This is a genomic window from Arthrobacter gandavensis (assembly GCF_039528575.1).
In the GTDB taxonomy this organism is placed as follows: Bacteria; Actinomycetota; Actinomycetes; order Actinomycetales; family Micrococcaceae; genus Arthrobacter_B; species Arthrobacter_B citreus_B.
Genome location: NZ_BAAALV010000001.1, coordinates 57,352 through 81,988 on the forward strand (window position 1 = coordinate 57,352; position 24,637 = coordinate 81,988).

The window sequence follows — 24,637 nt, forward strand, 5'->3', positions numbered from 1 at the left end:
TCAGCGGATGCTCTCGTAGGCGTCCAGAGCATGCCGCCGTGATTCCTTCAGGTCCACCAGCGGCTCAGGGTAGCCCGGGACCAGGGCATCGGGTACCCAGCGGGAGATGTAGGCACCGTCCGGATCAAAGCGCTTTGCTTGGGTCTCCGGGTTGAAGATGCGGAAGAACGGCGCGGCGTCCGCGCCGGATCCGGCAACCCACTGCCAGTTTGCCGGGTTGCTCGCGGGGTCTGCGTCCACCAGGGTTTCCCAGAACCACTCTTCACCGACCCGCCAGTGGATGCCCAGGTTCTTGATCAGGAAGCTCGCGGCCACCATCCGTACCCGGTTGTGCATCCAGCCCATGTGCCAAAGCTGCCGCTGGCCGGCGTCCACCAGTGGAATTCCGGTTAGTCCGGCCTTCCATGCATCCAGCGGCTCCAGGCTCTCCGGCCGGGACTCCGCCGGTGCGTCCAGCCCGGGTCCGCGCAGCACGGAAGGGGTCTGCGGTCCAGCACCCCGCGGGTGTTCCCAGGGGAATCCGTCGAAGGCGGGACGCAGATTCTGTGTAGCCAGGTCGGGGTTGTGGAAGAGCTGGTGCCAGCAGAACTCACGCCAGCCAATCTCCGTGCCGAACACATCCGGTCCCGGTCCGGTCCCGCGTACCCGGGAAAGCGCATGCCAGACCTGGAACGGACTGACGTGACCCCATCTCAGGTAGGGGGAGAGGCAGCTGGTTCCGGGTTTCGCGGGCCCGTCGCGGCCGTCGTCGTAATCCTGCACCGGGCCGGCCAGGAAGTCCTCGAGCGCACTCAGGCCGGCCTCTTCGCCCGGAGTCCAGGCCTCCGCCAGTCCGGCGGACCAGTCGGGGTGCTTTGGCATCAGGTCCCAGCTTTCTAGGTCATCGCCAGCCGGCAGGCCCGACGGCGGCCGGCCGGCTTCGGCGGGGGCGTCCAGCGGGGCACGGAAGTCCTGGGCGGAAAGAGCACGCCAGAACGGGGTGAAGACCCGGTAGGGGCCACCCTGTCCCGTGCTGACGGTCCACGGTTCGTGCAGCAGGGAAGCCTGGAAGCTCTCCGCATGAACGTCCGCTCCGGCCGCCCATTCCTTGACCGTGGCGTCCACCCGGCGCTCCGGTCCGCCGTAGCGCCGGTTCCAGTAGATGCTGCCGGCGCCGGATTCGTTGACGAAGGCCGGAACCGCCTGGCTTGCGGGTCCGCGCAGAAGCACCAGGGGAATGCCCAGGGAATGAAGGTCGTCCTTCAAGGTTGCCAGGGCATGGTGCAGCCACCATTTGGCCGCCGAGCCCAGTGGGCGGATGCCGGGGGATTCCTCGTCCAGCACATACAGCGCCACCGCGCCGCCGTCGTGGGCCGCTGCCAGCAGGGCAGGGTTGTCCGCCGTGCGCAGGTCGTCGCGGAACCAGGCAATGGAGACCACGGGCAGGGTCCTCTCCTCGGGAAGGCCGGGTATTACGACCCTACCCGCGCCAGGGCATGGCTGCGGAGTCTTCCGCGCCACGCGGTCTTTGGCGCCGGGGTGTGTTCTTCGGCACGAAACTAGTTGTCTAAGGCAACCAGTTGTATAGTTGACCTTAATCAACTATCAGCAGGAGTCCGATGCCGCCCGCAGTTAACCCCTCCACACAGCCCGAAAAGCAAACGAAGCCGAAAGCGCCTAAGCGAACCGTTTCACCCGACGGAACCATGACGCACCGCCAGGTGCTTGAATCCCTGTCCGGCCTGCTTTTGGGCATGTTCGTTTCCATCCTGGCCGGCACCGTGGTGTCCACGTCGCTGCCGCTGATTATCTCCGACCTCGACGGCGACCAGTCGGCGTACACCTGGGTGGTGACAGGCACACTGCTCGCGACGACTGTCTCGACGCCGCTGTGGGGCAAGTTCGCCGATCTGTTTAACCGCAAGCTCCTCATCCAGCTTGCGCTGGGCATCTTTGTGCTCGGTTCGGCGCTGGCCGGTTTCTCGCAGGACACCGGAACGCTCATTGTCTTCCGCGTGCTGCAGGGCTTGGGTGCCGGCGGCCTCGCAGCGCTGAGCCAGATCATCATGGCGGACATCATCAGCCCGCGCGACCGAGGCAAGTACGCCGGTCTTTTCGGTGCTGTCATGGCCGTGGGAACGGTCGGCGGACCGCTGCTCGGCGGCGTCGTTACTGATGCCTTTGGCTGGCGCTGGAACTTCTTCATCGCGCTTCCGGTGGCGATTGCCGCGATCATCCTGCTGCAGCTCACGCTGCACCTGCCCAAGCATGCCAAGCGCAAGGTGCACATTGACTACCTTGGCGCCGTGCTGATCGCCGGCGGCGTATCGCTGCTGATGATCTGGGTGACCCTGGCGGGCAACCAGTTCGAGTGGGCCTCCCTTGCTTCCTTCCTGATGGTCGCCGGTTCAGCAGTCCTGCTGATTGCTGCGGTGCTGGTGGAATTCAAGTCCCCGGAACCGATCATCCCGCTGTCCATGTTCAAGAACCGCACGTTCACCCTTGCCGTGGTGGCCAGCATCTCGGTGGGCGTTTCGATGTTCGGCACCTCGGTGTTCCTGGCCCAGTACATGCAGCTCGCCCGCGGCGCTACGCCCACGCAGTCCGGCCTGCTGACCATTCCCATGATGGCCGGCCTGCTGATCGCGTCCACCCTCTTTGGCGGCATCATCAGCCGGACCGGCAAGTGGAAAGCCATCATGATCTCCGGCGGCGTGCTCACCGTGCTGGGAACCATCCTGCTGGGCACACTGACGTATGAAACCAGCCTCGTGCTGGTGGGAATCTACATGGCGGTCCTGGGTGCGGGCCTGGGCATGCTGATGCAGAACCTTGTACTGGTGGTCCAGAACTCGATCGAGGTGAAGAACCTTGGTGTGGCCACCAGTGCCGTCACGTTCTTCCGCAGCCTCGGCGGCACCGTGGGCGTGTCCGTACTCGGTTCGGTGCTCGGCACCATCGTGGCAACGCACATCAAGGACGGCATCAGCGCCCTGGCTCCCGCCGACCAGGCTGCCGCTGCGGCGGCCCTGGGCAGCGGCACCATTCCCAAGATCTCCGAGCTGCCTGACGCGATTGCGGCGCTGGTGGAAAGCGCCTACGGAGTCGGCGTCGGGCACGTGTTTATGTACAGCGTTCCCCTGGCCGTGGTGACCCTGGTTGCCGTGATTTTCCTTCCGAACGCCAGCCTGGGCAGGCAGAACGCCGTGCAGCTCAAGAAGGCTGCGGCTGCCGAGGCGGGCGAGCCTGCTTCCGCCGCTCATGAGGCCTCCGTTGCCGACCATGCTGCCGGCAACTCCCGGACTGTCAGCACCCGTGAGGTCGACGCCGCGGAACACGCGCTGTCCGGCGCCGCAACGGGTTCTGTTGGCCTTGTTGATCCCGCCTCACGCTCAGGCCAGCCGGGCGGGGAGAACTTAGCGAAATGAGTTCCCCGGAGCTCTCCCGCGAGCAGGCCCAGCGTGACGTGGAGCAGAACCTGCGCCTGCTCACTGAGGTTGTGCGTGCCAGGATGCGGGAGGCCGCCCGGAACGTGGATCCGTCCCTGTCGCTCTTCGGTTTGAAGCTGCTCCAGCTGCTCAAGCGGAGCGGGCCGCTGCACTCCGGGTCGGCTGCCGAGCTCCTTATGGTGGACAAGAGCGTCATCAGCAGGCAGTCACGCCAGCTCCAGGCGCTGGGCCTGATCGAGATTCAGCCGGACCCGGCCGACGGGCGCGCCCGGGTGCTGGAGCTGACAGAGTCCGCCAGGGAGCGGGTTACTGCCGTGCAGACCGGCATTATGCTTGACCCGGCCGTTCTCGGCTCATGGTCCACCGAGGACCTCCACCGTTTCGCCGGGTACCTTGGCCGGCTGGGCGGCGGACGCTCAGGGATCAGCGAGTCCCTGACACGGCACGAGCGGGCGGGCCCGACGGCGGCGCTTCAGGAATCTGCCTAGCTTCCGTCCCTGAGCCCAACGCCTTAGAAGGCCAGCCCAGCAGGGCTGGCCTTCTTGCGTTCTAGCTCAGTGCGCCTGCCTCGGCTCGCCGTGCGGCCAGCCGGGCGAACGGTCCATTGGCCGCTGCCAGTTCGGCCGGTGTTCCCTGCTCCACGATCTGACCGGCGTCCAACACCACCACCAGGTCTGCGTTCTGCACGGTTGAGAGCCGATGGGCGATGGTGAGGGTTGTTCGTCCTGCCGAAAGCTGCTCCAGTGCCCGCTGCACCTGGGCTTCCGTGGTGTTGTCCAGGGCCGAGGTGGCTTCGTCGAGCACCAGGACAGGGGGATTGCGCAGGATGGTCCGGGCAATGGCCAAGCGCTGCTGTTCTCCGCCGGAGAACCGGTGGCCGCGTGCGCCGACCAGCGTGTCCAGGCCTTCCGGGAGTGCGCCGATCGCGTCTGCAATCTGCGCTGCAGCCAGTGCCTTCAGCAGTTCCTCATCGGAGGCATCGGGTTTGGCCAGAAGCAGGTTCTCCCGCACCGAGGCATGTATCAGGTAGGTCTCCTGGGACACCACGCCTACTATGCGGGCCAGGTCCTGAGGGTCTATGTCCCGTACATCAACGCCATCGATGGCCACCTTCCCGGAAACCGGGTCGTTCAGCCGGGGGACCAGCGAGGCCAGGGTGGACTTGCCGGAGCCGGTGGCGCCAACCAAGGCGGTGGTTGTTCCCGGCGCCAGCGTCAGGTGAATGCCGCGCAGAACCGGGGCGCCGCCGTCGTAGGCAAAATCCACGTCCTCAATGCGGACCTCGCCGCGGACCCGGTCCGGATCCAGCCGCACCGGATTTTCAGGCGCCTTCAGCTGCGGTTCCAGGTCCAGGTACTCAAAGATCCGGCTGAAGAAGGCCAGGGCGGTCACCCACTGCACGCCGATGTCCAGCAGGCCCATAATGGGCCGGAAGATCGCTGCCTGCAGGCCGGTGAAGGCGACCAGCGTGCCGATCGTCATGCCTCCGCTCGTGGCCGGGAAGCCGGCGGCCAGGTAGATGACGGCGGGAATGGCGGCGAAGACAATCTGCATCGTTGCCATCCGCCACCGGCCGGCGAGCTGGCTGCGCAGTTCCAGCCCCACGAGGTTCTCCGAACGTGCGGTGAAGCGTTCGGCATCGCGCGGGCTGGTGCCCAGGGTCTTGGCGAGGCGGACGCCGGAGACGGAAAGGCCCTCCTCGACCTGTGTGTGCAGGGCTGCGAGTTCGCGCTGCCGTTCGTCGGTGATGCTCCGGCGGAGCTTGGCTACGCGCCGGGAGAGCCAGATGGCCGGCGGCAGGACAACCAGCGAAATCAGGCTAAGTCCGGGGGAGAGGGCCGCCATGGCGATGGCCGTGGCGATAGTGGTGGTCAGATTGGAGGCTATTCCGGTTGCGGTGGTGGTGACGACGGACTGCATGCCGGAGATGTCGTGCGTGAGGCGGGACTGGACTTCGCCGCCGCGGGTGCGGGTGAAGAAACCCAGCGACTGCGCCTGCAGATGGGTGAAGAGTTTGGTTCGCAGCGTGTGCATGACCCGCTGGCCCATAGCGGTGGCAAGCCAGGTCTGGACGACGCCGATCACGCTGGTCAGGGCGGCTACACCAACCATGGAGGCGGTGAGGATGGCGAGCAGGCGCAGGTCCTGGCTGGGCAGCGCGTCATCGATGACGGCTCGTACCAGGAATGGCTGGGCCAGGTTGACCACCGAGGCTGCGGAGATCAGAAGCACGACGACGGCGATCGCGCGCGTGTGCGGTGCGAACAGTGCGGCGATGCGGCGCAGGCTGACCGGATGCCGGTTCAGCTGTTTCTTATCTGCCGGGTTCAGGCGGGCAGGTCCGCGTCCGCCGCCTCCTCCGCCCGGTCCGGAGGTGCCGGGCACTGCTCCGGGCCCTTCAGGCATTCCGGCGCCTGGGCGTTCACGGGTGTTGGGTGGGGCCAAAGGTTCCTCCTTGTGCGAATCCGGGTCTGCGCGGTGGCGTCAGTCGCCCCGATATATAGAGGTTACCTCATTATGTGGTTGGTGGGCAGATGTGAGCGGGGTGTCACAGAACGAGAAAGCGCCGTGCCGGTTGAGTCTGGCGCTTCCTGTGCCGGCCGGTCCCGCCTAGGGCTCCGGGCTATTCCGGCGCCGAAACGCCTCATACTCCCTCTTGCGCGCTTCGATCTCTTTCTCGTAGGCCTGGGCCTGCCGGCGCCGTTCCTCGTCCTCCCGTCGTTTATCGGCAAGCCGCTCGGAGGAGCGCCACTGGGCCCGATGAATGAACGCAATCAGAGCCAGCGCGATCCCGGACAGGAGGAGAGCCACTGCCACCGGCCGCGGCGCGTCGCCCTCGACCAGCCGCATGATGCCCACGGGGATCAGCCACCCGATAGTAAACCCAACCATGCTCCAGACCGTCCGGGGGAGCTTCACGAATTCTCGCACGGTGTCCTATCCTCAGTCGGTTGGCTGGGTTTGGCTGGTCTGCCGGAGTCTACCTCCGCACACAAGTACGGCGGCTACCTCACAGTGTGGTTAGGCATTGAATGGCTAGACTGGAGACATGCCGCACCCCGACGCTGACTCCGCCGCCCTGGGCGAACTGATGCATGCTGCCTTCCGGGGCCTGCGCGGCCGCTGGATGAAGCAGCTGGCACCGTTTGACCTCACGCCGCACCAGTTCAGGGCACTGAATGCGGTTGCACGCAGCGGAAGAGAGGGTGGACTGCGGCTCAAAGACCTGGCAGAGATGCTCCGCATAGCGCCGCGGTCGGCCACGGAAGTCGTGGATCAGCTGGAATCCAAGAACCTGGTGCAGCGGGGACCGGATCCCTCCGACCGGCGCGCCACCCTCATCTCGCTGACGGACGAAGGCATAAAAATGCGCTCCGAGGTGCGCGAGGACAGAGCACGGCAGGCCGATGAGTACTTTGCGGTTCTCTCTGAGGAAGACCGTACCGAACTCGAACGAATCCTGGCGCAGCTGGCACACGAGAAGCCGCATGGCAGCCGGCACCACAGCGGTTAACCCGGGTAAAGTTCTGCCGCACACGCAGCCCCGGCAGCGCCGGACCTGTGCGCCGGCGAAGGGTGCACGTACCGTTCATAGGGATAGTGCTTCCCCCAACGTTCGGCACGTGCGGTAACACCGCGCGGTATCCCGGGAGGTAGTTCCCATGCCCGCACACGAACCACGCTCACGCCGCGGTGCTGAACCCGGCGCATCTCCCCGTTACCAAGGGAGCAGGGCAGCAGTCTATTTCTCACCGCGCACCTGGCTGCTCCCGCTGCTGGCCCTGCTGGTCCTGGGTGGAGCCGGCTCCGCGCTTTACATCGGCGGGCTGGGCAGTCCGGAAAGCCACCTCAACCACCTGCCGGTCGCCGTCGTGAACCGTGACCAGGGTGCGGACACCCCCACCGGCCAGGAGAATTTCGGCGAGAACCTCACCAAGACAATGGAGGATGGTTTCTCCTCATCGGATGAAATAGAGCTGCGCCCGCTGAGCTGGGATGAGGCGCAGTCCCAGCTCCGTTCCGGGCAGGTCTTTGCTGCGGTGGTGGTGGAGGAGGACTTCTCCGAAGCTGCTGTCTCGCTCGTTTCCTCCTCGCTGACCGACGGCGATGCCAGCCGGCCCCAGATCACCCTTTACACCAATCCGCTGGCCAGCCCGCTGGCGAGCCAGCTCGCGGCCGAGGCAGTCGAACCGGCGCTGAAGCAGGCCAGCACCAGCGTGGGCGAACAGCTGGACGAAACCGCCCGCCAGGCCCAGGGCGAGGCAACCGAACGCCAGGACGCCGAGCTGACCGAGGCAGGAGTCCCCGCACAGGTGCAGGAACAGCTGGCACCAAAGATCGACGGAACCTCCGCCGTGGTGCTGCAGGATCCGATCCACATCACCCAAACGGCCTTCCAGAAACCGCCCGACGGCGCCGCGCTGGGCATGGGTGCCTTCTTCTACTCGGTCCTGCTGATGGTGGTGGGTCTCAGCGGGTCCGTCACGCTGCACTTCCTGGTGGACTCCCGCGTGGGCGTCCTTCCCGTGGAGCTGGGTCCGCGCTACGTCCTGGGCCCAAGGCTGCTCCCGGCACGCTGGGTGGCTTTCCTGCTCAAGTGGGGGATCGCCGTCGTCGCCGGACTGCCGACGGCGGGACTGATGATGTGGGTGGCGAATGCCGTGGGCATGCCCATCCCGCATGGCGGGTGGTTCTTCTTCAGCACCTGGCTGTCCATCGTCACGGTGTCCGCAGTGACCTTTGCCCTGATCACCATCTTCGGCAGCGCAGGCATGGTGCTGTCGCTGATCTACGTGGTGTTCATGGGTCTGCCTGCCGCCACCGGCGTGGTGCCACTGGAGACCCTGCCGGGCTTTTTCGCGTTCATAGCGCGCGGGGAACCCCTGTACCAGATGACCATCGCCAACAAGGCGATCCTCTATTACGACGCCGAAGCCTCCGCCGGCCTGCAGGCAGGACTGATCGGCATGGGCGTTATCATCCTCATTGCGGTGGTGCTGGCCCTGCTGTTCTCGTTCCTCTACGACCGGATGCGCGGAGTCCGCGAAGCGGCGGCGGACGTCGAAAAGGCCGCGGCCCGGACTGCATAGGAAGCCGGCCTGCCCACGCCCGGGAGCTGTAAGTTCAGCACCCGGTTTGGTCCGGGGGCCCGGCAGTGGGAAAATCCGAACATGCCCCCGATGCAGAATTCCAGCCGTTTGCAGAACATCCGCTACGACCTGAGGGGGCCGGTCCAGGCGGTCGCCAAGCAGATGGAAGCGGCGGGGCAGCGGATCCTGAAGATGAACCTCGGTGATCCGGCACCGTTCGGACTCGAAGCTCCGGAATCAATCGTGGTGGACATGATCCACCACCTCCGCGGCGCCCAGGGATACAGCGATTCAAAGGGAATCTATTCCGCGCGCACTGCCATCTCGCAGTACTACCAGACCCGCGGCCTGATGCAGATCGGCGTCGAGGACATCTGGGTCGGCAACGGGGTTAGCGAGCTGATTTCCATGACGCTGCAGGCGTTCCTGGAGGCCGGCGACCAGGTACTCATTCCGGCGCCCGACTACCCGCTGTGGACCGCATCAGTGATGCTCTCCGGCGGTGAAGCCGTGCACTACGCCTGCGACGAGGACAACCACTGGTGGCCGGATATGGCGGACGTCGAGGAGAAGATCACCGACCGCACCCGTGCTATTGTGATCATCAACCCGAACAATCCGACCGGCGCGGTCTATCCCCGCGAGGTCCTGGAACAGTTTGCTGACCTGGCCCGGCGCCACAACCTGGTGCTGTTCTCCGACGAGATCTACGAAAAGATCGTCTACCGCGGAGCCGAACACATCCACACCGCGTCCGTGGCCGGTGACCTTCCGGTCCTGACGTTCTCAGGACTCTCCAAGGCCTACCGGATGCCCGGCTACCGTGCGGGATGGGTGGCGCTGACCGGCAAGCGGGCGGACACTGCCGCATACCGGGAGTCGCTGGACCTGCTGGCGTCGCTGCGCCTGTGCCCCAATGTGCCGGCACAGCACGCTATCCAGACTTCGCTGGGCGGATACCAGAGCATCAATGACCTGGTGAAGCCCGGCGGGCGGCTGGCCGAACAGAGTGACCTGGCCTGCCGGCTGCTCAACACGATTCCCGGCGTCAGCTGCGTTCCCGCCTCCGGAGCCATGTACCTGTTCCCCAAGCTGGACCGGGCACTCTACCCGTTCGATGACGATGAGCAGTTTGTGCTGGATCTGCTCGAGGAACAGAAGATCCTGGTCTCGCAGGGGACAGCGTTCCACTGGCCGGAGCCGGACCACTTCCGGTTTGTAATCCTGCCGGCCGAGGAAGACATTCGCGACGCCGTCAACCGGATTGCAGAGTTCCTGGAGGGGCACCGGCAGCCCGCAGAAGTTGCCGGCCAGCCCGCCGACGTCGAAGCTGAAGCCGTCGCCAAAGAATCCGGCAAGGCCCAAAAGGCCGAAAAGCCCGCTCCGGCCGCCTAGAAGGCCAGCCCCGCTGGGTCCAGGACACCGGACACCACGGCTGTTTGGCTTTCCGCGTCGGTTCGGACCCGCGGTTCGAATCCCGCGGCGGTAAAGTCTGCGAGCAAAGCCGGGGCCTGGTCCTCACTGCATTCAACCAGCAGGTCCCCGCCGCGGCGCAGCCACTCCGGCGCCCCCGCCGCAATCCTGCGGAGCAGCTCAAGCCCCTCGCGCCCGCCGTCCAGCGCTGCCGCAGGTTCATGGAAACGCGCCTCTCGCGGCAGGAGCGCGAGCTGCTCGGTGGGAACGTACGGAGCGTTCGCTGCAATGACGTCGATCCCGCCGCGCAGCGCAGGGGGCATGGCTGCGAACAGGTCACCCTGGTGGATTGCCGCCCTCCCGCCCAGATTTGCCTGTGCGGCGGCAATGGCTTCCGGTGACAGGTCTGCGGCATGCAATTCGGCGTGCGGAAGTGCTGCGGCGAAAACGGTGCTGAGGGCTCCGCTGCCGCAGCAAAGGTCCAGGATGACAGGGCTGCGCCGGTCGCGGGCGGACTCGAGTGCAGCCGCAGCCAGGAACTCAGTCCGCCGGCGCGGAATGAAGACGCCCGGGCCCACCAGGATCCGCCGGCCCAGGAACTCTGCCCAGCCAACCACGTATTCGAGCGGTTCGCCGGTCAGTCGACGCTGGAGCAGGGCTTCTGCGGTCTCCGTCGAGCCCGCTTCACGGAGCAGGTGTTCTGCCTCCTCGCGCGCGAAGACGAATCCGGCGCTTTCCAGAGCAGAGGTAAACCGCCCCAGGAGCTGCACCCGCTCGGTGTCCACGTGGCCTGTTCCTTTCGCCTGCAGGATGGCAGTGCGGCCCACACCGCCAGGAGAAACCGCAGATATTCTAAAATGCGGTGGAAACAAACGCATCTGCGGAGCTATTGTTTCCCTATGCCTAGCTTGAGAGTCGCCGAAGCTGCACGGTTCCTTGGTGTCAGTGACGACACTGTGCGCCGTTGGATTGAGAACGGTACCTTGCCGGGGCACCGGGACGCCAGCGGCAGGCAGGTCATCGACAGCCTTGAACTGGCACAGCTCGCCCGCCGGCAGGCACAGCTGCCGGATGATCCAACAGAAATCGCGAGCTCCGCCCGCAACCGGTTCGTGGGACTCGTAACGGAAATCGTCATGGACAAGGTCATGGCGCAGGTGGAACTGCAGTGCGGGCCCTTCCGTGTGGTCTCGCTTATGAGCTCGGAAGCCGTGCGGGAACTGGGACTTGAACCCGGCTCCACCGCAACAGCCGTGGTCAAGGCAACCAACGTCATCGTGGAGATGCCGCCCGGAAGGAAACAACAATGAGGCAGCCAGGTTCTTCCGGAGCCCTCTTTGTGTCCCTAGTGGTGTCCCTGCTGACCCTGGCCGCCTGCTCCAACGGACCCGGTCCGCAGCAAGGAGGGACACAGGATGCCGGCGCTGAGCTGACGGTGTTCGCAGCAGCGTCACTCAAAGAACCCTTCACCGAGCTGGCACGGGACTTCGAGGCCGCGAACCCGGGCAGCACCGTCCGGCTGAACCTGGCAGGATCCACGGACCTGGCAGCCCAGCTCCTGGCCGGGGCTCCGGCAGATGTTTTCGCCGCAGCGGATGAGGCGAACATGGCCAAGGTCCTCCAGGGTTCACTCGCCGCGGGGGAGCCGCAGGTCATTGCCACGAACCAGCTCACCATTGCGGTGCCGCCAGGCAATCCCGCCGGTATCACGGGGTTCCGGGACTTGGCCGAGAACAGAGCACAGGTGGTGGTGTGTGCGGTGCAGGTTCCCTGCGGAGCTGCCGCGCAACAAATTGAACAGGCGGCCGGGTTGGTGCTTTCCCCTGTGAGCGAGGAATCCTCCGTTACGGGCGTGATGGGCAAGGTCATCTCGGGTGAGGCCGACGCCGGGCTGGTGTACGTCACCGACATCCGCGCCGCCGGCGATAAGGTCCAGGAGGTACCCCTGCCCGAGGCGCGGGAGGCCGTGAACCGGTATCCGCTGGTAAGGCTGGCCGGCTCCGACAATACGCAGCTTGCCGATGCCTTCATCCGGTTCGTAAGCAGCGCCAACGGCCAGGCAACCCTGCAGGAGGCCGGTTTTGGCGCCCCCTAGCAGCACGCTCCTCCTGCCGCGCTGGGTGCTGGCTGCCGCCGTCGCCGGCGCCTTGTTCCTCCTGCTGCCGCTGGTAGCCGTCACCGTTGAGGTGAACTGGTCAGGGTTCATTCCGCTGGTGACATCCGAATCTTCACTCGCAGCGCTCTCGCTCAGCCTGCGGACTGCCGGGGCCAGCACCGTGCTGTGCATCCTCTTGGGCGTGCCGCTGGCGCTGGTCCTGGCAAGGGTGGGGTTCCCGGGAAAGCGCCTGGTACGTGCCCTCGTACTGCTTCCGCTGGTCCTGCCTCCCGTGGTGGGCGGCATTGCCCTGCTGTATACCTTTGGACGGCAGGGGCTGCTCGGCGGGACGCTCGAAGCCATGGGCATCCAGGTCGCTTTCTCAACCGCCGCGGTGGTCCTGGCACAGACCTTTGTGGCGCTGCCATTTATGGTCCTGACCCTCGAGGGTGCCCTGCGGACCGCCGGAACCCGCTACGAAGCCGTCGCCGCGACGCTCGGCGCCCACCCCTGGACGGTCCTTCGCCGGGTTACCGTACCGCTGGTTCTCCCCGGACTGGCCAGCGGGGCGGTGCTTTCCTTTGCCCGCTGCCTGGGAGAGTTCGGGGCCACCCTCGCCTTCGCAGGCAGCCTGCAGGGCGTCACCCGGACCCTTCCGCTGGAGATCTACCTGCAGCGGGAGGCAGACGCCGACGCCGCGGTGGCGCTCTCGCTGGTGCTGGTAGTGGTGGCTGTGGTTGTGGTGGGACTGTCCTACCGGTCTGTTCCGGGACGCACGGCGTCGGGACGCTCCGCGTCCGCCCGGACCGCTGCGGGACGTTCAGCCCCGGCAGGAGCAGCCGGCTGATGGGGCTGCGAATCCAGGCGGAGCTTCCGGAACGGGGGATCAACGTTGCCTTCGACATCGGGGACGGGGAGACCGTGGCATTGCTGGGGCCCAACGGGGCGGGGAAATCGACCGTTGTTTCACTGCTCGCCGGCCTGGTCCAGCCAGAGAACGGCCGTGCCGAACTGAACGGCACCGTGCTGTTCAGTCTCTCGAACCGCAAGGGAGTGTCCCTGCCGGCCTATCGCCGCGGAACGTCCCTCCTCGCCCAGGAAGCGCTGCTTTTTCCGCACCTGAGTGCGGAGGAGAACGTCGCCTTCGGTCCGCGCAGCACGGGCAGTTCCCGCAAAGCGGCCCGGGCAGCTGCCCGGCGCTGGCTCGCCGAAACGGAAGCCGCTGAGCTGGCCTCCAAACGGCCGGGGGACCTCTCCGGCGGCCAGGCGCAGCGGGTGGCCCTGGCCCGTGCCCTGGCTGCGGAACCGGAGCTGCTGCTGCTGGACGAGCCCATGGCGGCCCTGGACGTTGAAACAGTTCCGCTGATGCGCAGGCTGCTCAAGCGTGTCCTGGACGGGCGGAGCGCGCTGATCGTGACGCATGACGTGCTCGACGCCCTCACGCTGGCAGACCGGGTCCTGGTGATGCAGGAAGGGCGGATCGTTGAATCCGGCCCGCCCGCCCAGGTGCTGCGCCGCCCGCAGACCCCCTTCACGGCCAGGCTCGCCGGAGTCAATCTGCTTCGTGGCAGGGTTAGCGGCGGCCGTCTCGTCACCGCCGGAGGGCTGCAGCTCCCAGTTCCGGACGCCGGTGCTGCAGCCCAGGCGTCCGGCGCCCTCCTGGCGGTGTTCCCGCCGTCGGCCGTTGCGGTCCGACGGCCACACGCATCCGCTGCGGCGGACCCCGGCCGGGAAATCCTGAGCGTTACCGTCACGGATCTCGAACCGCAGGGGGACCGGATCCGGGTGCGGGGCGCCGGCCTCGCTGCGGACATCAGCCCGGCCGCCGCGGCCGAGCTGTCCCTGGGCGTGGGCGAGCAGGCGGAGTTCCTCCTGGATACCTCGGCGGTGACCAGTTACGCGGCTACGGCGGTGCCGGGCTAGCGCAGTCCGGTTAGTACAGCTTGATGGAGCCGCCGTCTGCCATCAGGGTCTGTCCCGTCATATAGCGCGAGTTTTCACTGCCCAGGAACACGACGACGGGGGCAATGTCGGTTTCCGGATCACCCAGCCGGCCCAGCGGGATACCGTCGAGCACTTCCTGGTAAGCGTCCGGGAATGCTTTGCTCCACTGCACGATTCCCGGAGTCAGGGCAACGGGAGAAACTACGTTGACCCGGATGCCGTCAGCTGCCCATTCGGTGGCGGCCGTCCTGGAAATGGCGCGGATGGCTTCCTTCGCCGCAGAGTAGGCCACCTGGTTGGGCAGGCCCTTCATCCCGGCTCCGGAAGCAAAATTGATGATGCTTCCGCGGGTCTTTTTCAGTTCCGGATAGGCGGCGCGCATGAGGTAGAAAGTGGCCATCGTTCCGGTGTTGAAGGACAGGTCCCAGATCTCTTTGGTGGTTTCCAGGATGGATGCCTGCCTGGAAGCGTGCGCATTGTTTACCAGGATGTCCAGGCCGCCGAAGCGCTCCACGGTTTCGGCGACGATTGCAGCAGCGTTCGCCTCGACCGAAATATCCCTGGCAATGAAAATGACCTCGCCGTCGAGCTCCGCAAGCAGCTTCTCGCCCTGGTCCTGGTCAATGTCCACGACGGCGACCCTTGCCCCTTCGGCGAGGAACCGCCGGACGATTCCCCGGCCGATGCCTCCGGCACCGCCGGTGACGATGGCGGTCTTATTCTCCAGTTGCATGATCTTCCTTCCGTAAAACCGGTTCCCGGGAAGGAGCCGGTGACTGGGCGCGGCTGGATTCGATGCCGCGGATGAAGTTGGCCACCAGGAAGTCCAGGGACTGCCGGGAGACCTCGTCATTGATGCTGCGGCGCTGGAAGCGCTCTGCCCGCGGATAGTTGTCAGTGCCGTGGGGCTGCTGTGTGCCTGACTCCTGCCTGGAACCGGCGGTCCGGGACGCCGTCGGTGCTGCGGCGTCCAGTGCTGAACCGGCAGCCCCGGCAACGGACACGGTGCCGATGACTGCGGCTGAGACCCCCAGCAGGCAGTCGAATCCTTCGTCTTCCGTCAGGCCGGCAGTGGAGAGGGTGGCGAGCAGGCGCTCTACATCGTCCGGCGCAGCCAGGTTGACCAGGCGGCGCGGACTCAGGATGATGCCCAGCAGCCAGGGGTGGGCGGCAAAGGTGCGCCAGAGGGAATCGGCCATGTAGGAGAGCATGTCCTGCCACCCGTGCTCTCCCTCCGGCAGCAGGGAACGGCTCTTCACGGCGTCGGCCATCAACAGGAGCAGTTCCTGACGGCCGGCGACGTGACGGTAAAGTGCCATCGCCGAAACGCCGAGGTCTCCGGCAACCCGGCGCATGCTGACGGCCTCCAGCCCTTCGTTGTCCGCGATTCGGGCCGCAGTGCGTGCAATCACGGCGGAGCTAAGCGGCTGGTCGGCTTCCACGGAACTGCCTCCGAACGGTGGTGTTGATTCGTTTTGCGGAGCCAGTGCTGAATCCGGCTTCGTTTACAGTGTAAACCTGTCTGGGCGCCCACATCCCGGGCGGCCCGCTCATATACTCGCGCAATGGAAGGCCAACCGCGGATCCTGGTGGTGGAAGATGACCTGCGCCTGGCCCAGATGCTCACCGAGATCCTCGAATCAGAGGGATACTCAGTGACCGCCGCCCATGACGGACAGCGGGCGCTGCACGAGGGGCTCACCCGGAACTTTGACGTTCTTCTCCTGGACCGCGGGCTGCCGGCTATCGAAGGCCTGGATGTCCTGGCGAGGCTGCGCAGCAGGGGTGTTGCCGTGCCGGCCCTGGTGCTCTCCGCTCTCGGGAACCCTTCTGACCGGGTTGAAGGGCTGGACCGGGGGGCAGAGGATTACATGGGCAAACCGTTCGATGTCGACGAGCTGCTGGCCCGCCTCCGCGTGCTGCGTCGCCGAACCGCACAGGAAGTACCCGTGCTGCCCGTACCCGGAGGCATGTTTGACACTGACGGCAGGACGGTGACGCAAAGCGACGGAGCGGTGGTAGTTCTTTCCGAGCGGGAGGCAGCCCTCCTGGAGGTGCTCGCCCGCCGGCCCCTGCAGGTCTTCCCCCGCGGGGACCTGCAGGACCTCGTGTTCCCCGACGCCGATGACGACGGCGTAGTGGACACATACGTCCATTACCTGCGCCGCAAGCTCGGCAGGCCCTCGGTCCTGACGGTGCGGGGAATCGGTTACCGGCTGGGCAAGCCAGCATGAAGCGGCGCTGGTTCCAGACGGAGCGGGGGAACGACGCCGATCCGCGGCGGGCGGCGCGCCGTCTCGCCGTGCAGTTCACGGCACTGATAGTTGTACTGCTCTCGCTGGCCGGAGTGGTTGTCTACTATCTGGCGGCCGCCGGTGCTGAACAGGCGCTGCAGGACCGCTTGGATTCGGCGGCAGCGCTGAATAACCCGCGCGATGCGCCGCTGGACATCTTCCTTGCTGTCTATGACCGCGGCCGGCTGAGTGTGTCGAGGGATATGCCCGCAGGCCTGCCGGTTGAATCATCACTTGCTGCGGTGGCTGCCGGTGGCGGGGAAGTCGAGGAAACGGTCGAGGCGTCCGGAACAACCTTTCGGGTGCTGACCAGGGCTGATGGCAGGGACATAGTGCAGGCGGCCATTGATACCTCCGAAACCCGAGGGCAACTGGACCGCCTGGTGCTGGCCCTCGTTTCAGCCGTGCTGCTCTCTGCAGTGGTTGCGGCACTCTTTTCCGCTGTTGCTGCACGGGCTGCCATGCGTCCATTGGTCGAGGCGCTGGCGCTGCAGCGCAGGTTTGTCTCCGATGCCGGCCATGAACTGCGCACACCGCTGACCCTGCTCAGTACCCGGGCGCAGCTGCTTCGGCGCCGCTTGGGTGCCCGGACTGCGGAAAACGCGCCGGCGGAACGGTTCGGGCCGGTTGAGCAGAAGTTCGTGGAGTCCGGCCTGGATGAGATCATCGCGGACACGGGAGTACTGACCGGAATCCTGGAGGACCTGCTGGAGTCAGCCGATCCTCGCCGGGCCAGCCCGCCAGAGCCCGTTGACCTTGGTGCGGCGGCGCGGCAGGGTGCTGAGGCCTTCGGCGCCACCATCAGGGACCATGGCCTGCAGCTGAGGCTTGATGTGCCCGGCACTCCGGTCCGGGTCCGTGCCGGGAAAGCAGCAGTGCAGCGGGTGGTCACTGCACTGCTGGCCAACGCGTGCGATTACGCCCGTTCCACAGTTTGGGTACAGGTATCAGCAAACGGGGGTGAAGGTATCCTCCGGGTGTCCGACGACGGCCCGGGCCTTCCCAACGAACTCCGCGGACGGGTGTTTGAACGCTTCGCCTCGGTGCGGGAAACCTCCGGGGGACATACCCGGCACTATGGGCTGGGCCTGGCCCTGGTCGCGGAAATTGCCGGCAGGTTCGGCGGAACGGTGCAGTCTGAACCAAGCCACGGCAGGGGCGCGTCGCTCACTGTGCGCCTGCCGCTGGACTGATGCGGCCCTCTAAGAAACTTCGAAGAAAGACCGGGTTTGATAGAAAACGTAGGTATCCACACTCTGTTTGCGAAGGTGAAAGCAACCATGGAGATTGGCAGCAAAGCCAAGAAGATCATCATCTGGAGTGCCAGTGGCCTGGCAGCTGCCGGCTTGCTGACCGGCACGTTCTTCACGGGCATGGCCGTTGCGGAGAACACCGAGCCCGCGTCGGTTACCTCCGAAGTCGAGGCCGAGCGTCCCGAGCGTCCCGAACGCGGGGAGCACGGAGACTTGCCGCAGGATAACGAGGGCGGGGAATCCCAGGACACGGAATCCCAGGACAACGATTCCCAGGACAGCTCTCCAGCACGTCCGGAACGCCCCGAACGTGACCACGGGCCGGACAGTGACGGTGACCGGGGTGGCTCAGGCCACCGCCACGGGCAACCCGAGAGCGAAGATAAAGCGCCGGCTGAGGATGCTCCGGCCCAAAGCTAGGTGCCGTTCCCAGCCCCTTGCAGCAGCTGGGCCTGCGCAGCTTCCCGGTGTTCGTGCTGGCCCGTGGTCAGCGCAAACATTGCGTAGTTCAAAGGCCCGGCTGCAATCAGGGCATGGCAGCGCTCAGCCAGGCGCGGTTCCGCGATGCCGGCCGCGTCCTGGTAGCGGCGCGCAACAGCGTCGAAAGAATCCGGCGAGATGAGCTGGATATACATAAACTCCAGGGCGGGGTCGCTAACCTTGGCCGTTGTCCAGTCCAGGACAGAGACGATCCTGTCTGCCTCGTCGAGCAGCAGATGCGCCGGGTACAGCTCGCCGTGCGTCAGCACCGTGCGTTCCGGCCACAACCCGTCGTCATCCAGCCACCGCCGCCAGCCGTCGAGCAGTCCCGGATCAACCCGGAACTCGGCCAACGCGTTCTCCAGCCCGTTCGCCCAGTACCCGCGGACCTCTTCCGGCGTCTCAGCCGGGATGCCGGCTGCTGCTGCCGCAGCAGGGTCCATCTCATGCAGGGAAGCGATGAGGTTCCCCAGTGACGTGAGATAACCGCGGGATCCCGGGTCGAAGTGCCAGACCGGCTGGTTGCCCTCACCCATGGTGAGGCCCGGCCGTCCCGGCAGCAGCGGGTAGGCGACCAGGTCCGGCGCCTGGATACGCCAGTCAGGCACGGCCACGGTGAGCCGGGGGCGCACAAAGTTCAGGATGGCTTCTTCACGGGGCTGGTTCGCGGCAACGTCCGGACGCCGGGGCAGCCTCAGCACCCATTCCTTTCCCGTACCGGCCTCAGCGGCAAAGGCCACGCGGTAATCGAGTCCCGCTTCGTTGAATTCGATCCTGTCCGGCTCCAGGTGCAGGCCGCGGGAGGCTGCCAGCGCGCAGACCTCCTCGGAACGTGGCTGGGCTTCCGCGGCCGCCTCAGGGCTCATCATGTCCTTCTCTCCGGTTATCGGTCCCGTGAACGCGCAGGGCCGGTAGACAGTGGGCTGGGTTCAGCGTTTCGCATGCCCGGCGTTTCTGTGAACCCTGGCCTGCTTTACGACGTACGCGCGCCGCGTACGGCTTGTGTCGGCGTATTTCGCTTTTTGGCTTCTTATGACTGCTCGCGACGTTGGACGTCCGCCGAGTGGCAGCAGAGAAGGCCCGGCCTTAGCGTGATGCATGAATCAAGAGTTCCAGCCACGGGCCCTGGCCGGCTGGACAGCAACCCTCTCGTCGTAAGCGGGGTGCTCCAGGTGAAGATTCGGCCCTGCCGCGGGACTTCTCGCAGGGCAAGTACGGCGCCGGGCACTGCCCTCACAGCGGCCAGCGCACCCTTCCCTTCGCGGCCCTGCCGCGATCCTGACCGGAGAGAAACCAAAAATGAAGATCAACCGGAAATTCCTTGCCCTTGCCGCAGTACCCTTCCTGCTCGCGGGCGCTGCCGCCTGCGGCTCAGCCGCGGGTGACGAAGGAACGGTAAGGATCGGCGTCGTTGGCGCCAGTGATCCGTATTGGGCAACCTATGAGGAAGCGGCGGAAGCCGAGGGCATCGACGTCGAAATCATCGACTTCGCTGAGTACACCCAGCCCAATCCCGCGCTGACCGAGGGCGAGCTTGACCTTAACCAGTTCCAGCACATCATCTATCTGGCGCGCTACAACGTGTCCTCCGGTGAGGACCTGGTTCCGGTGGGCTCCACCGCCATCTACCCGCTGGGTCTCTACTCCACGCAGTACGACTCAGTGGAAGAGATTCCCGACGGCGCCACCGTGGCGGTTCCAAATGACGAAAGCAATCTTGCCCGCGGCCTCCTTGTGCTCCAGTCCGCAGGGCTCGTCACCCTAACCGGCGGCGGCAGTGCCTTCTCCACGCTCGATGACATTGATGAGGCCAAGTCCAAGGTGAAGGTCACCACGCTGGAAGCCTCGCTCACGCCCACCTCGCTGCCGGATGTCGCTGCGGCCATCATCAACAACGACTTCGTCGAGGATGCCGGCCTCAGCGCAGCCGACGCCATTGCGCAGGATGACCCCGCCGATCCGAAAGCCATTCCCTACGTGAACATCTTTGCCGCACGTGCGGGTGAGGAAGGGAACGCCACCTACCAAAAGCTGGTGGAGATCTACCAGAACACGCAGACGGTCCAGGACGGTGTGCAGAAAGCATCAGGGAATACTGCCCAGTTCCTGAAGGTGCCCCAGGAAGACCTGCGCACGTCCCTGGATGAGGTGCAGCAGGACATCAAGGCCCTCGGCTAGCAGCGCGACGCCATGGCCCTCATATCGCTGCAAAACGTCACCAAGACGTATCCCGCCCCGCGCAAAGGCAATCCAGCCGTAAGCGCCCTGGAGGACATCAGCCTGGATATAGAGCCGGGGGAGATCTTCGGCATCATCGGGTACTCCGGGGCGGGGAAAAGTACGCTCGCCAGGCTCATCAACGGGCTGGAAAGCTGCACTTCCGGGAACATCACCGTGGACGGCCGGACTGTTTCCGGTGTGCCGGAGAGGAAACTGAAGGACCTCCGCCAGGACATCGGCATGATTTTCCAGCAGTTCAACCTCTTCAGTTCCAAGACTGTGCGGAACAACATCGCGTATCCCCTGCGGGTTGCCGGACGGAGCAAGGCCGAAATAGCCGCACGCACGGATGAGCTGCTGGAGTTCACCGGGCTTGCGGACAAGGCTGACAGCTATCCGGAGCAGCTCTCCGGTGGGCAGAAGCAGCGCGTCGGGATTGCCCGTGCGCTTGCCGCTTCCCCGAAGATCCTGCTGGCGGACGAGGCGACGTCTGCCCTTGACCCGGAAACCACCCAGGAAGTCCTCGCGCTGCTGCGCAGGGTGAACCGGGAACTGGGCATCACCATTGTGGTGATCACCCACGAGATGGAAGTGATCCGGGACCTCGCCACCCGGGTCGCGGTGATGGACGCCGGCAGGATCGTGGAGCAGGGAGACGTCTTCGAAGTCTTCTCCAATCCCCAGCAGGACTCATCCCGAAGGTTCGTTTCCACCGTGGTGCGGGGTGTGCCCTCTGCCTCTGAGCTTCGTGCCCTGCGTTCACGCCATGAGGGCCGCCTGGTCACGCTTTCCTTCCGGGACGGCTCCGCCTCGCAGGCAGGCGTCTTCCTGGAACTCGCGGCCGCCGGGGTGGACTTCGAGCTGGTCTACGGAGGCATCAACGACGTCGCCGGACGGGCTTTCGGTCACCTCACCCTCGCGCTCAAGGGCGGGGATACGACAATCGACACTGCCCTGGCCGCCGTCGGGCACGGACTCAACGTAACGGAGCTGGGCTGACATGGAGGACCTGATACCACTCACCCCGCAGTTGTGGACGGCAGTCGGGGAGACGCTCTACATTGTGGGACTGAGCCTGCTCTTCGGCGGGATAGGAGGCCTCATCATAGGGCTGGGACTGTACACAACCCGGTCCGGAGCGCTTCTGGCCAACCGGGCTGTCTTCGGGGTGCTGAACGTGCTCGTGAACATTTTCCGTCCGATCCCGTTTATCATTTTCCTCGCGGCGGCCCAGCCGCTTGCCCGTTCGGTGACCGGGAGCGGAATCGGAAACAACGCCATCATCTTCACGCTCTCGCTGGCGGCAGCCTTTGGGATCAGCCGGATCGTGGAGCAGAACCTTCTGACCGTGCAGCCCGGTGTCATCGAGGCCGCCCGGTCGGTGGGTGCCGGCCGGCGGCGCATCATCGCCACGATCCTGATTCCGGAGGCACTTGGACCCTTAATCCTGGGGTACACCTACATCTTCGTGGCGCTCGTGGACATGTCCGCAGTGGCCGGTTACGTCGGTGGCGGCGGCCTGGGCAACTTCGCTATCCAGTACGGGTACCGCCAGTTCAACCCGGTGGTGACCTGGGCGGCGGTGGCGGTGATCATCGTCCTGGTGCAGCTGGTTCAGTTCCTGGGCAACCAAACGGCACGGAAGGTCCTGCGGCGCTGAGGAGTCCAGCGGGGGAGAATAGTCCGGTGAGCATTTCCAAACCTGACGGACAACTGCCCCGCGGGCCTTTCGATCTGGGGGCCCTGGGGAGCGGGCTGGTTTTCGCGGCTTCGCTGCCCGCGGCCGCGGCCGTCCTCGGAGCGGCCGGGGATCTGGAGCACCCCGGTGCCCCGGGCGGTGCCGCCGTGGTGCAGGCGCCTCCCGGGACCGGCAAGACCACCCTGCTGCCGCCCCTGGTTGCCAACCTGGTGGCAGAGGCGGCTACTGGAAACACGGGAGGTGCCGCTGCGGCACGTGTCCTTGTCACCCAGCCGCGCCGGGTTGCTGCGCGTGCGGCCGCCCGCCGGCTGGCAGCACTGGACGGCAGTGCGGTGGGGGAACGGGCGGGGTACACCGTGCGCGGTGAAAGCCGCAGCAGCGGGAAGACGCTGGTCGAGTTCATCACGCCGGGGATCCTGCTGCGGCGTCTCCTGGCGGACCCGGGCTTGGAAGGCACCGGCGCCGTCGTGCTGGATGAAGTCCACGAACGGGGGCTGGAAACCGACCTGCTCATCGGCCTGCTCGCTGAAGTCCGCCAGCTGCGGCCGGACCTGCTGCTTGTTGCCATGTCCGCCACCTTGGATACGGAGCGCTTCGCCGAGCTCATCGGTTCACCCGACTCGCCGGCACCGGTCATCGACTGCCCGTCCGTGCTGCATCCGCTCCAGGTCCAATGGCGGCCCCCTGCCGCTGCACGCGTGGATGAACGCGGTGTCACGCCCGGCTTCCTCGATGCCCTGGCCGGGCTTGCCGCCCGGGAGCACGCACGGATGCTGGCTGAGAACCCGGACGTGGATGCCCTCGTGTTCGCTCCGGGTGCCCGCGAAGTGTCCCACGTGGCGCGGGTGCTCCGGCAGGAGGCAGGACCCCGCACCGAAATCCTGGAACTGCATGGCCAGGCTCCGGCCGCGGAACAGGACCGGGCGGTTTCCGGCCGTGCCCCCGGCGATAAGCCGCGCATCATTGTCTCTACCTCCCTGGCCGAGTCATCCCTGACCGTTCCAGGGGTCCGCCTGGTTGTGGACTCCGGGCTGGCGCGCGAACCGCGGCGGGACGCAGCCCGCGGGATGAGCGGGCTGGTCACCGTCAGCGCTTCCCGCGCCTCGGCCCGGCAGCGGGCCGGCCGTGCGGCCCGCCAAGGCCCGGGAACGGTAGTCCGCGCCTACTCGGAAGCTGCCTACGCCGCGGGGCCGGCCCACCCCACGCCTGAGGCCGCAGCAGCGGACCTTACCGCTGCAGCGCTGATCCTTGCCTGTTGGGGTACGCCGGGCGGCCGCGGCCTGGCCCTGCCCCAGGAGCTCCCCAAAGCCGCCCTCGCAGACGCCGAGGCCGTCCTGAAGAGCATCGGCGCCGTCGATGCGGACGGAAGGGCCACTGAAACGGGGCACAGGCTGGTCCGCATCCCGGCGGATCCACGCCTGGCCCGCGCCCTGGTTGATGGGTCCAGGATGCTTGGTGCGCGCACCGCCGCAGAGATTACAGCGATGCTTTCCGGGGACAGGCGGCCAGCCGGCGCTGACCTGGTGCGGCTTCTGTCCGCGCTGCGCTCAGGCAAGGACCCGGGTTCCCCCGCATTCGTCCGTGAGGCCAGGCGCCTGGAGCGGCACGCCCAGTCAGCGGGGAACCCTGCCGCGGGAAAGCACCCGGAAACTGCCCCGGCCGCTGAAGAAGCAGTGGGAACCATGGTGGCGCTGGCCTTCCCGGACCGGGTGGCGCGGCGCGTTGCGGGAGCCGCCGGGGAGCAATACCTGCTGGCATCCGGCACCCGGGCCGGCCTGCCCGCTGACAGCCCGCTTCGTGGACATGATTGGCTGGCTGTGGCGGAGGTGTCCCGGGCAGCGGGGCGGGCAGCAGCAGGAACAGGTGCGGTTATCCGCGCCGCTGCACCCCTTGGGCAGGAGGCCGCGGAAGCAGCCGCTTCCCATTTGCTCACGCGGGAAGTCACTGCACTTTTCGACGCCGGAAAAGTGTCCGCCAGGCAGGTGCGGCGGCTCGGTTCCATCGAGCTTTCCTCCACCCCGGTTCGGCCGGCCGCAGCCGAGGGGCGCGCCGCTGTTGCCCGGGCCATCTCAGCGCAGGGACTGAACGCCATTGGGTGGTCTGCTGCAGCCGACGCGCTTCGCCGCCGGCTGGCACTGCTGCACCGCGTGCTGGGCCAGCCCTGGCCGGATGTTTCGGAACCTGCCCTGCTGGCTGCCCTGGAGGACTGGCTGGGGCCGGAACTGGAGGAACTGGCAGGCGGTGCGCGGGCAGCTGATATCAACCTTTTGGATCCCCTGCGCCGCCTCTTGCCCTGGCCTGAGGCTGCCGGGCTGGACGGGCTGGCACCGGAAAAGATCCTGGTTCCCAGCGGAACACAGGAACGGATCAGCTATCCGGACGCGGCCGACGACGGGCCTCCGGTGCTGGCGGTGAAACTCCAGAAGTGCTTCGGCTGGGCTGAGTCACCCCTCCTGGCCGCCGGGCGGATTCGATTGCAGTTCCACCTGCTTTCTCCCGCTGGCCGGCCGTTGGCTGTTACGGATGACCTGGCATCCTTCTGGTCCGGCCCCTACGCCCAAGTGCGTGCAGAAATGCGCGGGCGCTATCCGCGCCATCCATGGCCGGAGGATCCGTGGACCGCGCCGGCTACCGCCCGGACCAAAGCCCGGATGTGATGCAGAAGACCCCTTATGGGCCAGAGTCCGCCGGTGCATCCGCCCCTACGAAAAAGTCCGGCAA

General features: G+C 66.3%; 23 protein-coding genes and 1 riboswitch. Of the genes, 16 read left to right on the forward strand and 7 right to left on the reverse strand.

From position 1 onward, the window contains the following. Window positions 1-1,419, reverse strand: coding sequence for a cryptochrome/photolyase family protein (locus ABFX29_RS00340; protein ID WP_420831154.1), 1,419 nt, complete (start codon window positions 1,417-1,419; stop codon window positions 1-3). A 266-nt stretch (window positions 1,420-1,685) separates the two neighbouring features. Here ABFX29_RS00340 and ABFX29_RS00345 point away from each other — a divergent pair, with 266 nt between their 5' ends. Together ABFX29_RS00345 and ABFX29_RS00350 are read left to right on the forward strand one after the other, a co-directional pair. Then, window positions 1,686-3,407: an MDR family MFS transporter gene (locus ABFX29_RS00345; protein ID WP_152228238.1), complete on the forward strand. Its 1,722-nt coding sequence runs from the start codon at window positions 1,686-1,688 to the stop codon at window positions 3,405-3,407. Continuing rightward, the gene (locus ABFX29_RS00350; RefSeq protein ID WP_152228236.1) at window positions 3,404-3,916 is read left to right on the forward strand and encodes a MarR family winged helix-turn-helix transcriptional regulator; all 513 of its coding nucleotides are present in this window, start codon (window positions 3,404-3,406) and stop codon (window positions 3,914-3,916) included. The genes ABFX29_RS00345 and ABFX29_RS00350 overlap by 4 nt, the downstream gene beginning before the upstream one ends. Window positions 3,917-3,977: 61 nt before the next feature. Here the strand turns inward: ABFX29_RS00350 and ABFX29_RS00355 are convergent, their stop codons facing one another. Beyond that, complete coding sequence (locus ABFX29_RS00355; protein WP_152228234.1) at window positions 3,978-5,834, reverse strand: ABC transporter ATP-binding protein; 1,857 nt, start codon at window positions 5,832-5,834, stop codon at window positions 3,978-3,980. 204 nt (window positions 5,835-6,038) lie between these two features. After that, window positions 6,039-6,359 carry a hypothetical protein gene (locus ABFX29_RS00360; RefSeq protein ID WP_152228232.1) on the reverse strand — a complete coding sequence of 107 codons (321 nt, stop codon included), beginning with the start codon at window positions 6,357-6,359 and terminating at the stop codon, window positions 6,039-6,041. Window positions 6,360-6,477: 118 nt separating this feature from the next. Between ABFX29_RS00360 and ABFX29_RS00365 the strand changes: the two genes are divergently transcribed. From ABFX29_RS00365 to ABFX29_RS00375, 3 genes are all read left to right on the forward strand, one after another. Continuing rightward, the gene (locus tag ABFX29_RS00365; RefSeq protein ID WP_152228230.1) at window positions 6,478-6,942 is read left to right on the forward strand and encodes a MarR family winged helix-turn-helix transcriptional regulator; all 465 of its coding nucleotides are present in this window, start codon (window positions 6,478-6,480) and stop codon (window positions 6,940-6,942) included. 148 nt (window positions 6,943-7,090) lie between these two features. Then, window positions 7,091-8,518 carry a DUF3533 domain-containing protein gene (locus ABFX29_RS00370; protein WP_152228228.1) on the forward strand — a complete coding sequence of 476 codons (1,428 nt, stop codon included), beginning with the start codon at window positions 7,091-7,093 and terminating at the stop codon, window positions 8,516-8,518. A gap of 81 nt (window positions 8,519-8,599) precedes the next feature. Further along, window positions 8,600-9,913 (forward strand): pyridoxal phosphate-dependent aminotransferase, encoded by a 1,314-nt coding sequence (locus tag ABFX29_RS00375; protein WP_152228226.1) that lies wholly within the window; start codon window positions 8,600-8,602, stop codon window positions 9,911-9,913. On the opposite strand, the gene ABFX29_RS00380 is transcribed toward ABFX29_RS00375, so the two are convergent. Then, complete coding sequence (locus tag ABFX29_RS00380; RefSeq protein ID WP_246167499.1) at window positions 9,910-10,716, reverse strand: putative protein N(5)-glutamine methyltransferase; 807 nt, start codon at window positions 10,714-10,716, stop codon at window positions 9,910-9,912. The two genes, ABFX29_RS00375 and ABFX29_RS00380, sit on opposite strands and share 4 nt — an antisense overlap. 114 nt (window positions 10,717-10,830) lie before the next feature. Here ABFX29_RS00380 and ABFX29_RS00385 point away from each other — a divergent pair, with 114 nt between their 5' ends. From ABFX29_RS00385 to ABFX29_RS00400, 4 genes are read left to right on the forward strand one after another with little or no spacing between them, the layout of a single operon-like run. Continuing rightward, window positions 10,831-11,241: a TOBE domain-containing protein gene (locus ABFX29_RS00385; RefSeq protein ID WP_152228222.1), complete on the forward strand. Its 411-nt coding sequence runs from the start codon at window positions 10,831-10,833 to the stop codon at window positions 11,239-11,241. After that, window positions 11,238-12,026: a molybdate ABC transporter substrate-binding protein gene (gene modA / locus ABFX29_RS00390; protein WP_152228220.1), complete on the forward strand. Its 789-nt coding sequence runs from the start codon at window positions 11,238-11,240 to the stop codon at window positions 12,024-12,026. Before ABFX29_RS00385 ends, modA begins: the two co-directional genes overlap by 4 nt. Then, window positions 12,013-12,873 (forward strand): ABC transporter permease, encoded by an 861-nt coding sequence (locus ABFX29_RS00395; RefSeq protein ID WP_152228218.1) that lies wholly within the window; start codon window positions 12,013-12,015, stop codon window positions 12,871-12,873. Before modA ends, ABFX29_RS00395 begins: the two co-directional genes overlap by 14 nt. Further along, window positions 12,873-13,949 (forward strand): sulfate/molybdate ABC transporter ATP-binding protein, encoded by a 1,077-nt coding sequence (locus ABFX29_RS00400; protein ID WP_152228216.1) that lies wholly within the window; start codon window positions 12,873-12,875, stop codon window positions 13,947-13,949. Before ABFX29_RS00395 ends, ABFX29_RS00400 begins: the two co-directional genes overlap by 1 nt. A 10-nt stretch (window positions 13,950-13,959) precedes the next feature. Here ABFX29_RS00400 and ABFX29_RS00405 read toward each other — a convergent pair whose 3' ends face one another. Further along, a complete protein-coding gene (locus tag ABFX29_RS00405) occupies window positions 13,960-14,703 on the reverse strand; it encodes an SDR family NAD(P)-dependent oxidoreductase (protein ID WP_152228214.1) in 744 nt (247 codons plus the stop codon). After that, window positions 14,687-15,412, reverse strand: a complete 726-nt coding sequence (locus tag ABFX29_RS00410; RefSeq protein WP_211372386.1) for a TetR/AcrR family transcriptional regulator — start codon at window positions 15,410-15,412, stop codon at window positions 14,687-14,689. The genes ABFX29_RS00405 and ABFX29_RS00410 overlap by 17 nt, the downstream gene beginning before the upstream one ends. 123 nt (window positions 15,413-15,535) lie before the next feature. On the opposite strand from ABFX29_RS00410, the gene ABFX29_RS00415 reads away from it, so the two are divergent. From ABFX29_RS00415 to ABFX29_RS00425, 3 genes are all read left to right on the forward strand, one after another. Further along, window positions 15,536-16,204: a response regulator transcription factor gene (locus tag ABFX29_RS00415; protein ID WP_211372385.1), complete on the forward strand. Its 669-nt coding sequence runs from the start codon at window positions 15,536-15,538 to the stop codon at window positions 16,202-16,204. Then, on the forward strand, window positions 16,201-17,457 hold the full coding sequence (locus ABFX29_RS00420) for a sensor histidine kinase (protein WP_152228212.1): 1,257 nt from the start codon (window positions 16,201-16,203) through the stop codon (window positions 17,455-17,457). The genes ABFX29_RS00415 and ABFX29_RS00420 overlap by 4 nt, the downstream gene beginning before the upstream one ends. A gap of 87 nt (window positions 17,458-17,544) precedes the next feature. After that, window positions 17,545-17,937: a hypothetical protein gene (locus ABFX29_RS00425; RefSeq protein ID WP_152228210.1), complete on the forward strand. Its 393-nt coding sequence runs from the start codon at window positions 17,545-17,547 to the stop codon at window positions 17,935-17,937. Here the strand turns inward: ABFX29_RS00425 and ABFX29_RS00430 are convergent. Then, entirely contained in the window at window positions 17,934-18,863 is a 930-nt protein-coding gene (locus tag ABFX29_RS00430) for a macrolide 2'-phosphotransferase (RefSeq protein WP_152228414.1), read from the reverse strand. The two genes, ABFX29_RS00425 and ABFX29_RS00430, sit on opposite strands and share 4 nt — an antisense overlap. A 235-nt stretch (window positions 18,864-19,098) precedes the next feature. Next, a riboswitch (SAM riboswitch) is annotated at window positions 19,099-19,218 on the forward strand. Between the two features lie 78 nt (window positions 19,219-19,296). On the opposite strand from ABFX29_RS00430, the gene ABFX29_RS00435 reads away from it, so the two are divergent. From ABFX29_RS00435 to hrpB, 4 genes are read left to right on the forward strand one after another with little or no spacing between them, the layout of a single operon-like run. Further along, on the forward strand, window positions 19,297-20,175 hold the full coding sequence (locus ABFX29_RS00435) for a MetQ/NlpA family ABC transporter substrate-binding protein (RefSeq protein ID WP_152228208.1): 879 nt from the start codon (window positions 19,297-19,299) through the stop codon (window positions 20,173-20,175). Window positions 20,176-20,187: 12 nt separating this feature from the next. Further along, entirely contained in the window at window positions 20,188-21,216 is a 1,029-nt protein-coding gene (locus tag ABFX29_RS00440) for a methionine ABC transporter ATP-binding protein (protein WP_152228206.1), read from the forward strand. Window position 21,217: 1 nt separating this feature from the next. Next, on the forward strand, window positions 21,218-21,877 hold the full coding sequence (locus ABFX29_RS00445; RefSeq protein WP_152228204.1) for a methionine ABC transporter permease: 660 nt from the start codon (window positions 21,218-21,220) through the stop codon (window positions 21,875-21,877). A gap of 32 nt (window positions 21,878-21,909) precedes the next feature. Further along, complete coding sequence (hrpB, locus tag ABFX29_RS00450) at window positions 21,910-24,573, forward strand: ATP-dependent helicase HrpB (protein ID WP_152228413.1); 2,664 nt, start codon at window positions 21,910-21,912, stop codon at window positions 24,571-24,573. Window positions 24,574-24,637: the final 64 nt, after the last annotated feature.

What these genes read in the sequence shown, in the direction of transcription:
- ABFX29_RS00345 (WP_152228238.1), top strand. Translation starts at nt 1,686, where the DNA reads ATGACGCACCGCCAGGTGCTTGAATCCCTGTCCGGCCTGCTTTTGGGC.
- ABFX29_RS00350 (WP_152228236.1), top strand. Translation starts at nt 3,404, where the DNA reads ATGAGTTCCCCGGAGCTCTCCCGCGAGCAGGCCCAGCGTGACGTGGAG.
- ABFX29_RS00355 (WP_152228234.1), bottom strand. Translation starts at nt 5,834, where the DNA reads ATGCCTGAAGGGCCCGGAGCAGTGCCCGGCACCTCCGGACCGGGCGGA.
- ABFX29_RS00365 (WP_152228230.1), top strand. Translation starts at nt 6,478, where the DNA reads ATGCCGCACCCCGACGCTGACTCCGCCGCCCTGGGCGAACTGATGCAT.
- ABFX29_RS00370 (WP_152228228.1), top strand. Translation starts at nt 7,091, where the DNA reads ATGCCCGCACACGAACCACGCTCACGCCGCGGTGCTGAACCCGGCGCA.
- ABFX29_RS00375 (WP_152228226.1), top strand. Translation starts at nt 8,600, where the DNA reads ATGCCCCCGATGCAGAATTCCAGCCGTTTGCAGAACATCCGCTACGAC.
- ABFX29_RS00385 (WP_152228222.1), top strand. Translation starts at nt 10,831, where the DNA reads ATGCCTAGCTTGAGAGTCGCCGAAGCTGCACGGTTCCTTGGTGTCAGT.
- modA (WP_152228220.1), top strand. Translation starts at nt 11,238, where the DNA reads ATGAGGCAGCCAGGTTCTTCCGGAGCCCTCTTTGTGTCCCTAGTGGTG.
- ABFX29_RS00400 (WP_152228216.1), top strand. Translation starts at nt 12,873, where the DNA reads ATGGGGCTGCGAATCCAGGCGGAGCTTCCGGAACGGGGGATCAACGTT.
- ABFX29_RS00405 (WP_152228214.1), bottom strand. Translation starts at nt 14,703, where the DNA reads ATGCAACTGGAGAATAAGACCGCCATCGTCACCGGCGGTGCCGGAGGC.
- ABFX29_RS00415 (WP_211372385.1), top strand. Translation starts at nt 15,536, where the DNA reads ATGGAAGGCCAACCGCGGATCCTGGTGGTGGAAGATGACCTGCGCCTG.
- ABFX29_RS00420 (WP_152228212.1), top strand. Translation starts at nt 16,201, where the DNA reads ATGAAGCGGCGCTGGTTCCAGACGGAGCGGGGGAACGACGCCGATCCG.
- ABFX29_RS00425 (WP_152228210.1), top strand. Translation starts at nt 17,545, where the DNA reads ATGGAGATTGGCAGCAAAGCCAAGAAGATCATCATCTGGAGTGCCAGT.
- ABFX29_RS00430 (WP_152228414.1), bottom strand. Translation starts at nt 18,863, where the DNA reads ATGAGCCCTGAGGCGGCCGCGGAAGCCCAGCCACGTTCCGAGGAGGTC.
- ABFX29_RS00435 (WP_152228208.1), top strand. Translation starts at nt 19,297, where the DNA reads ATGAAGATCAACCGGAAATTCCTTGCCCTTGCCGCAGTACCCTTCCTG.
- ABFX29_RS00440 (WP_152228206.1), top strand. Translation starts at nt 20,188, where the DNA reads ATGGCCCTCATATCGCTGCAAAACGTCACCAAGACGTATCCCGCCCCG.
- ABFX29_RS00445 (WP_152228204.1), top strand. Translation starts at nt 21,218, where the DNA reads ATGGAGGACCTGATACCACTCACCCCGCAGTTGTGGACGGCAGTCGGG.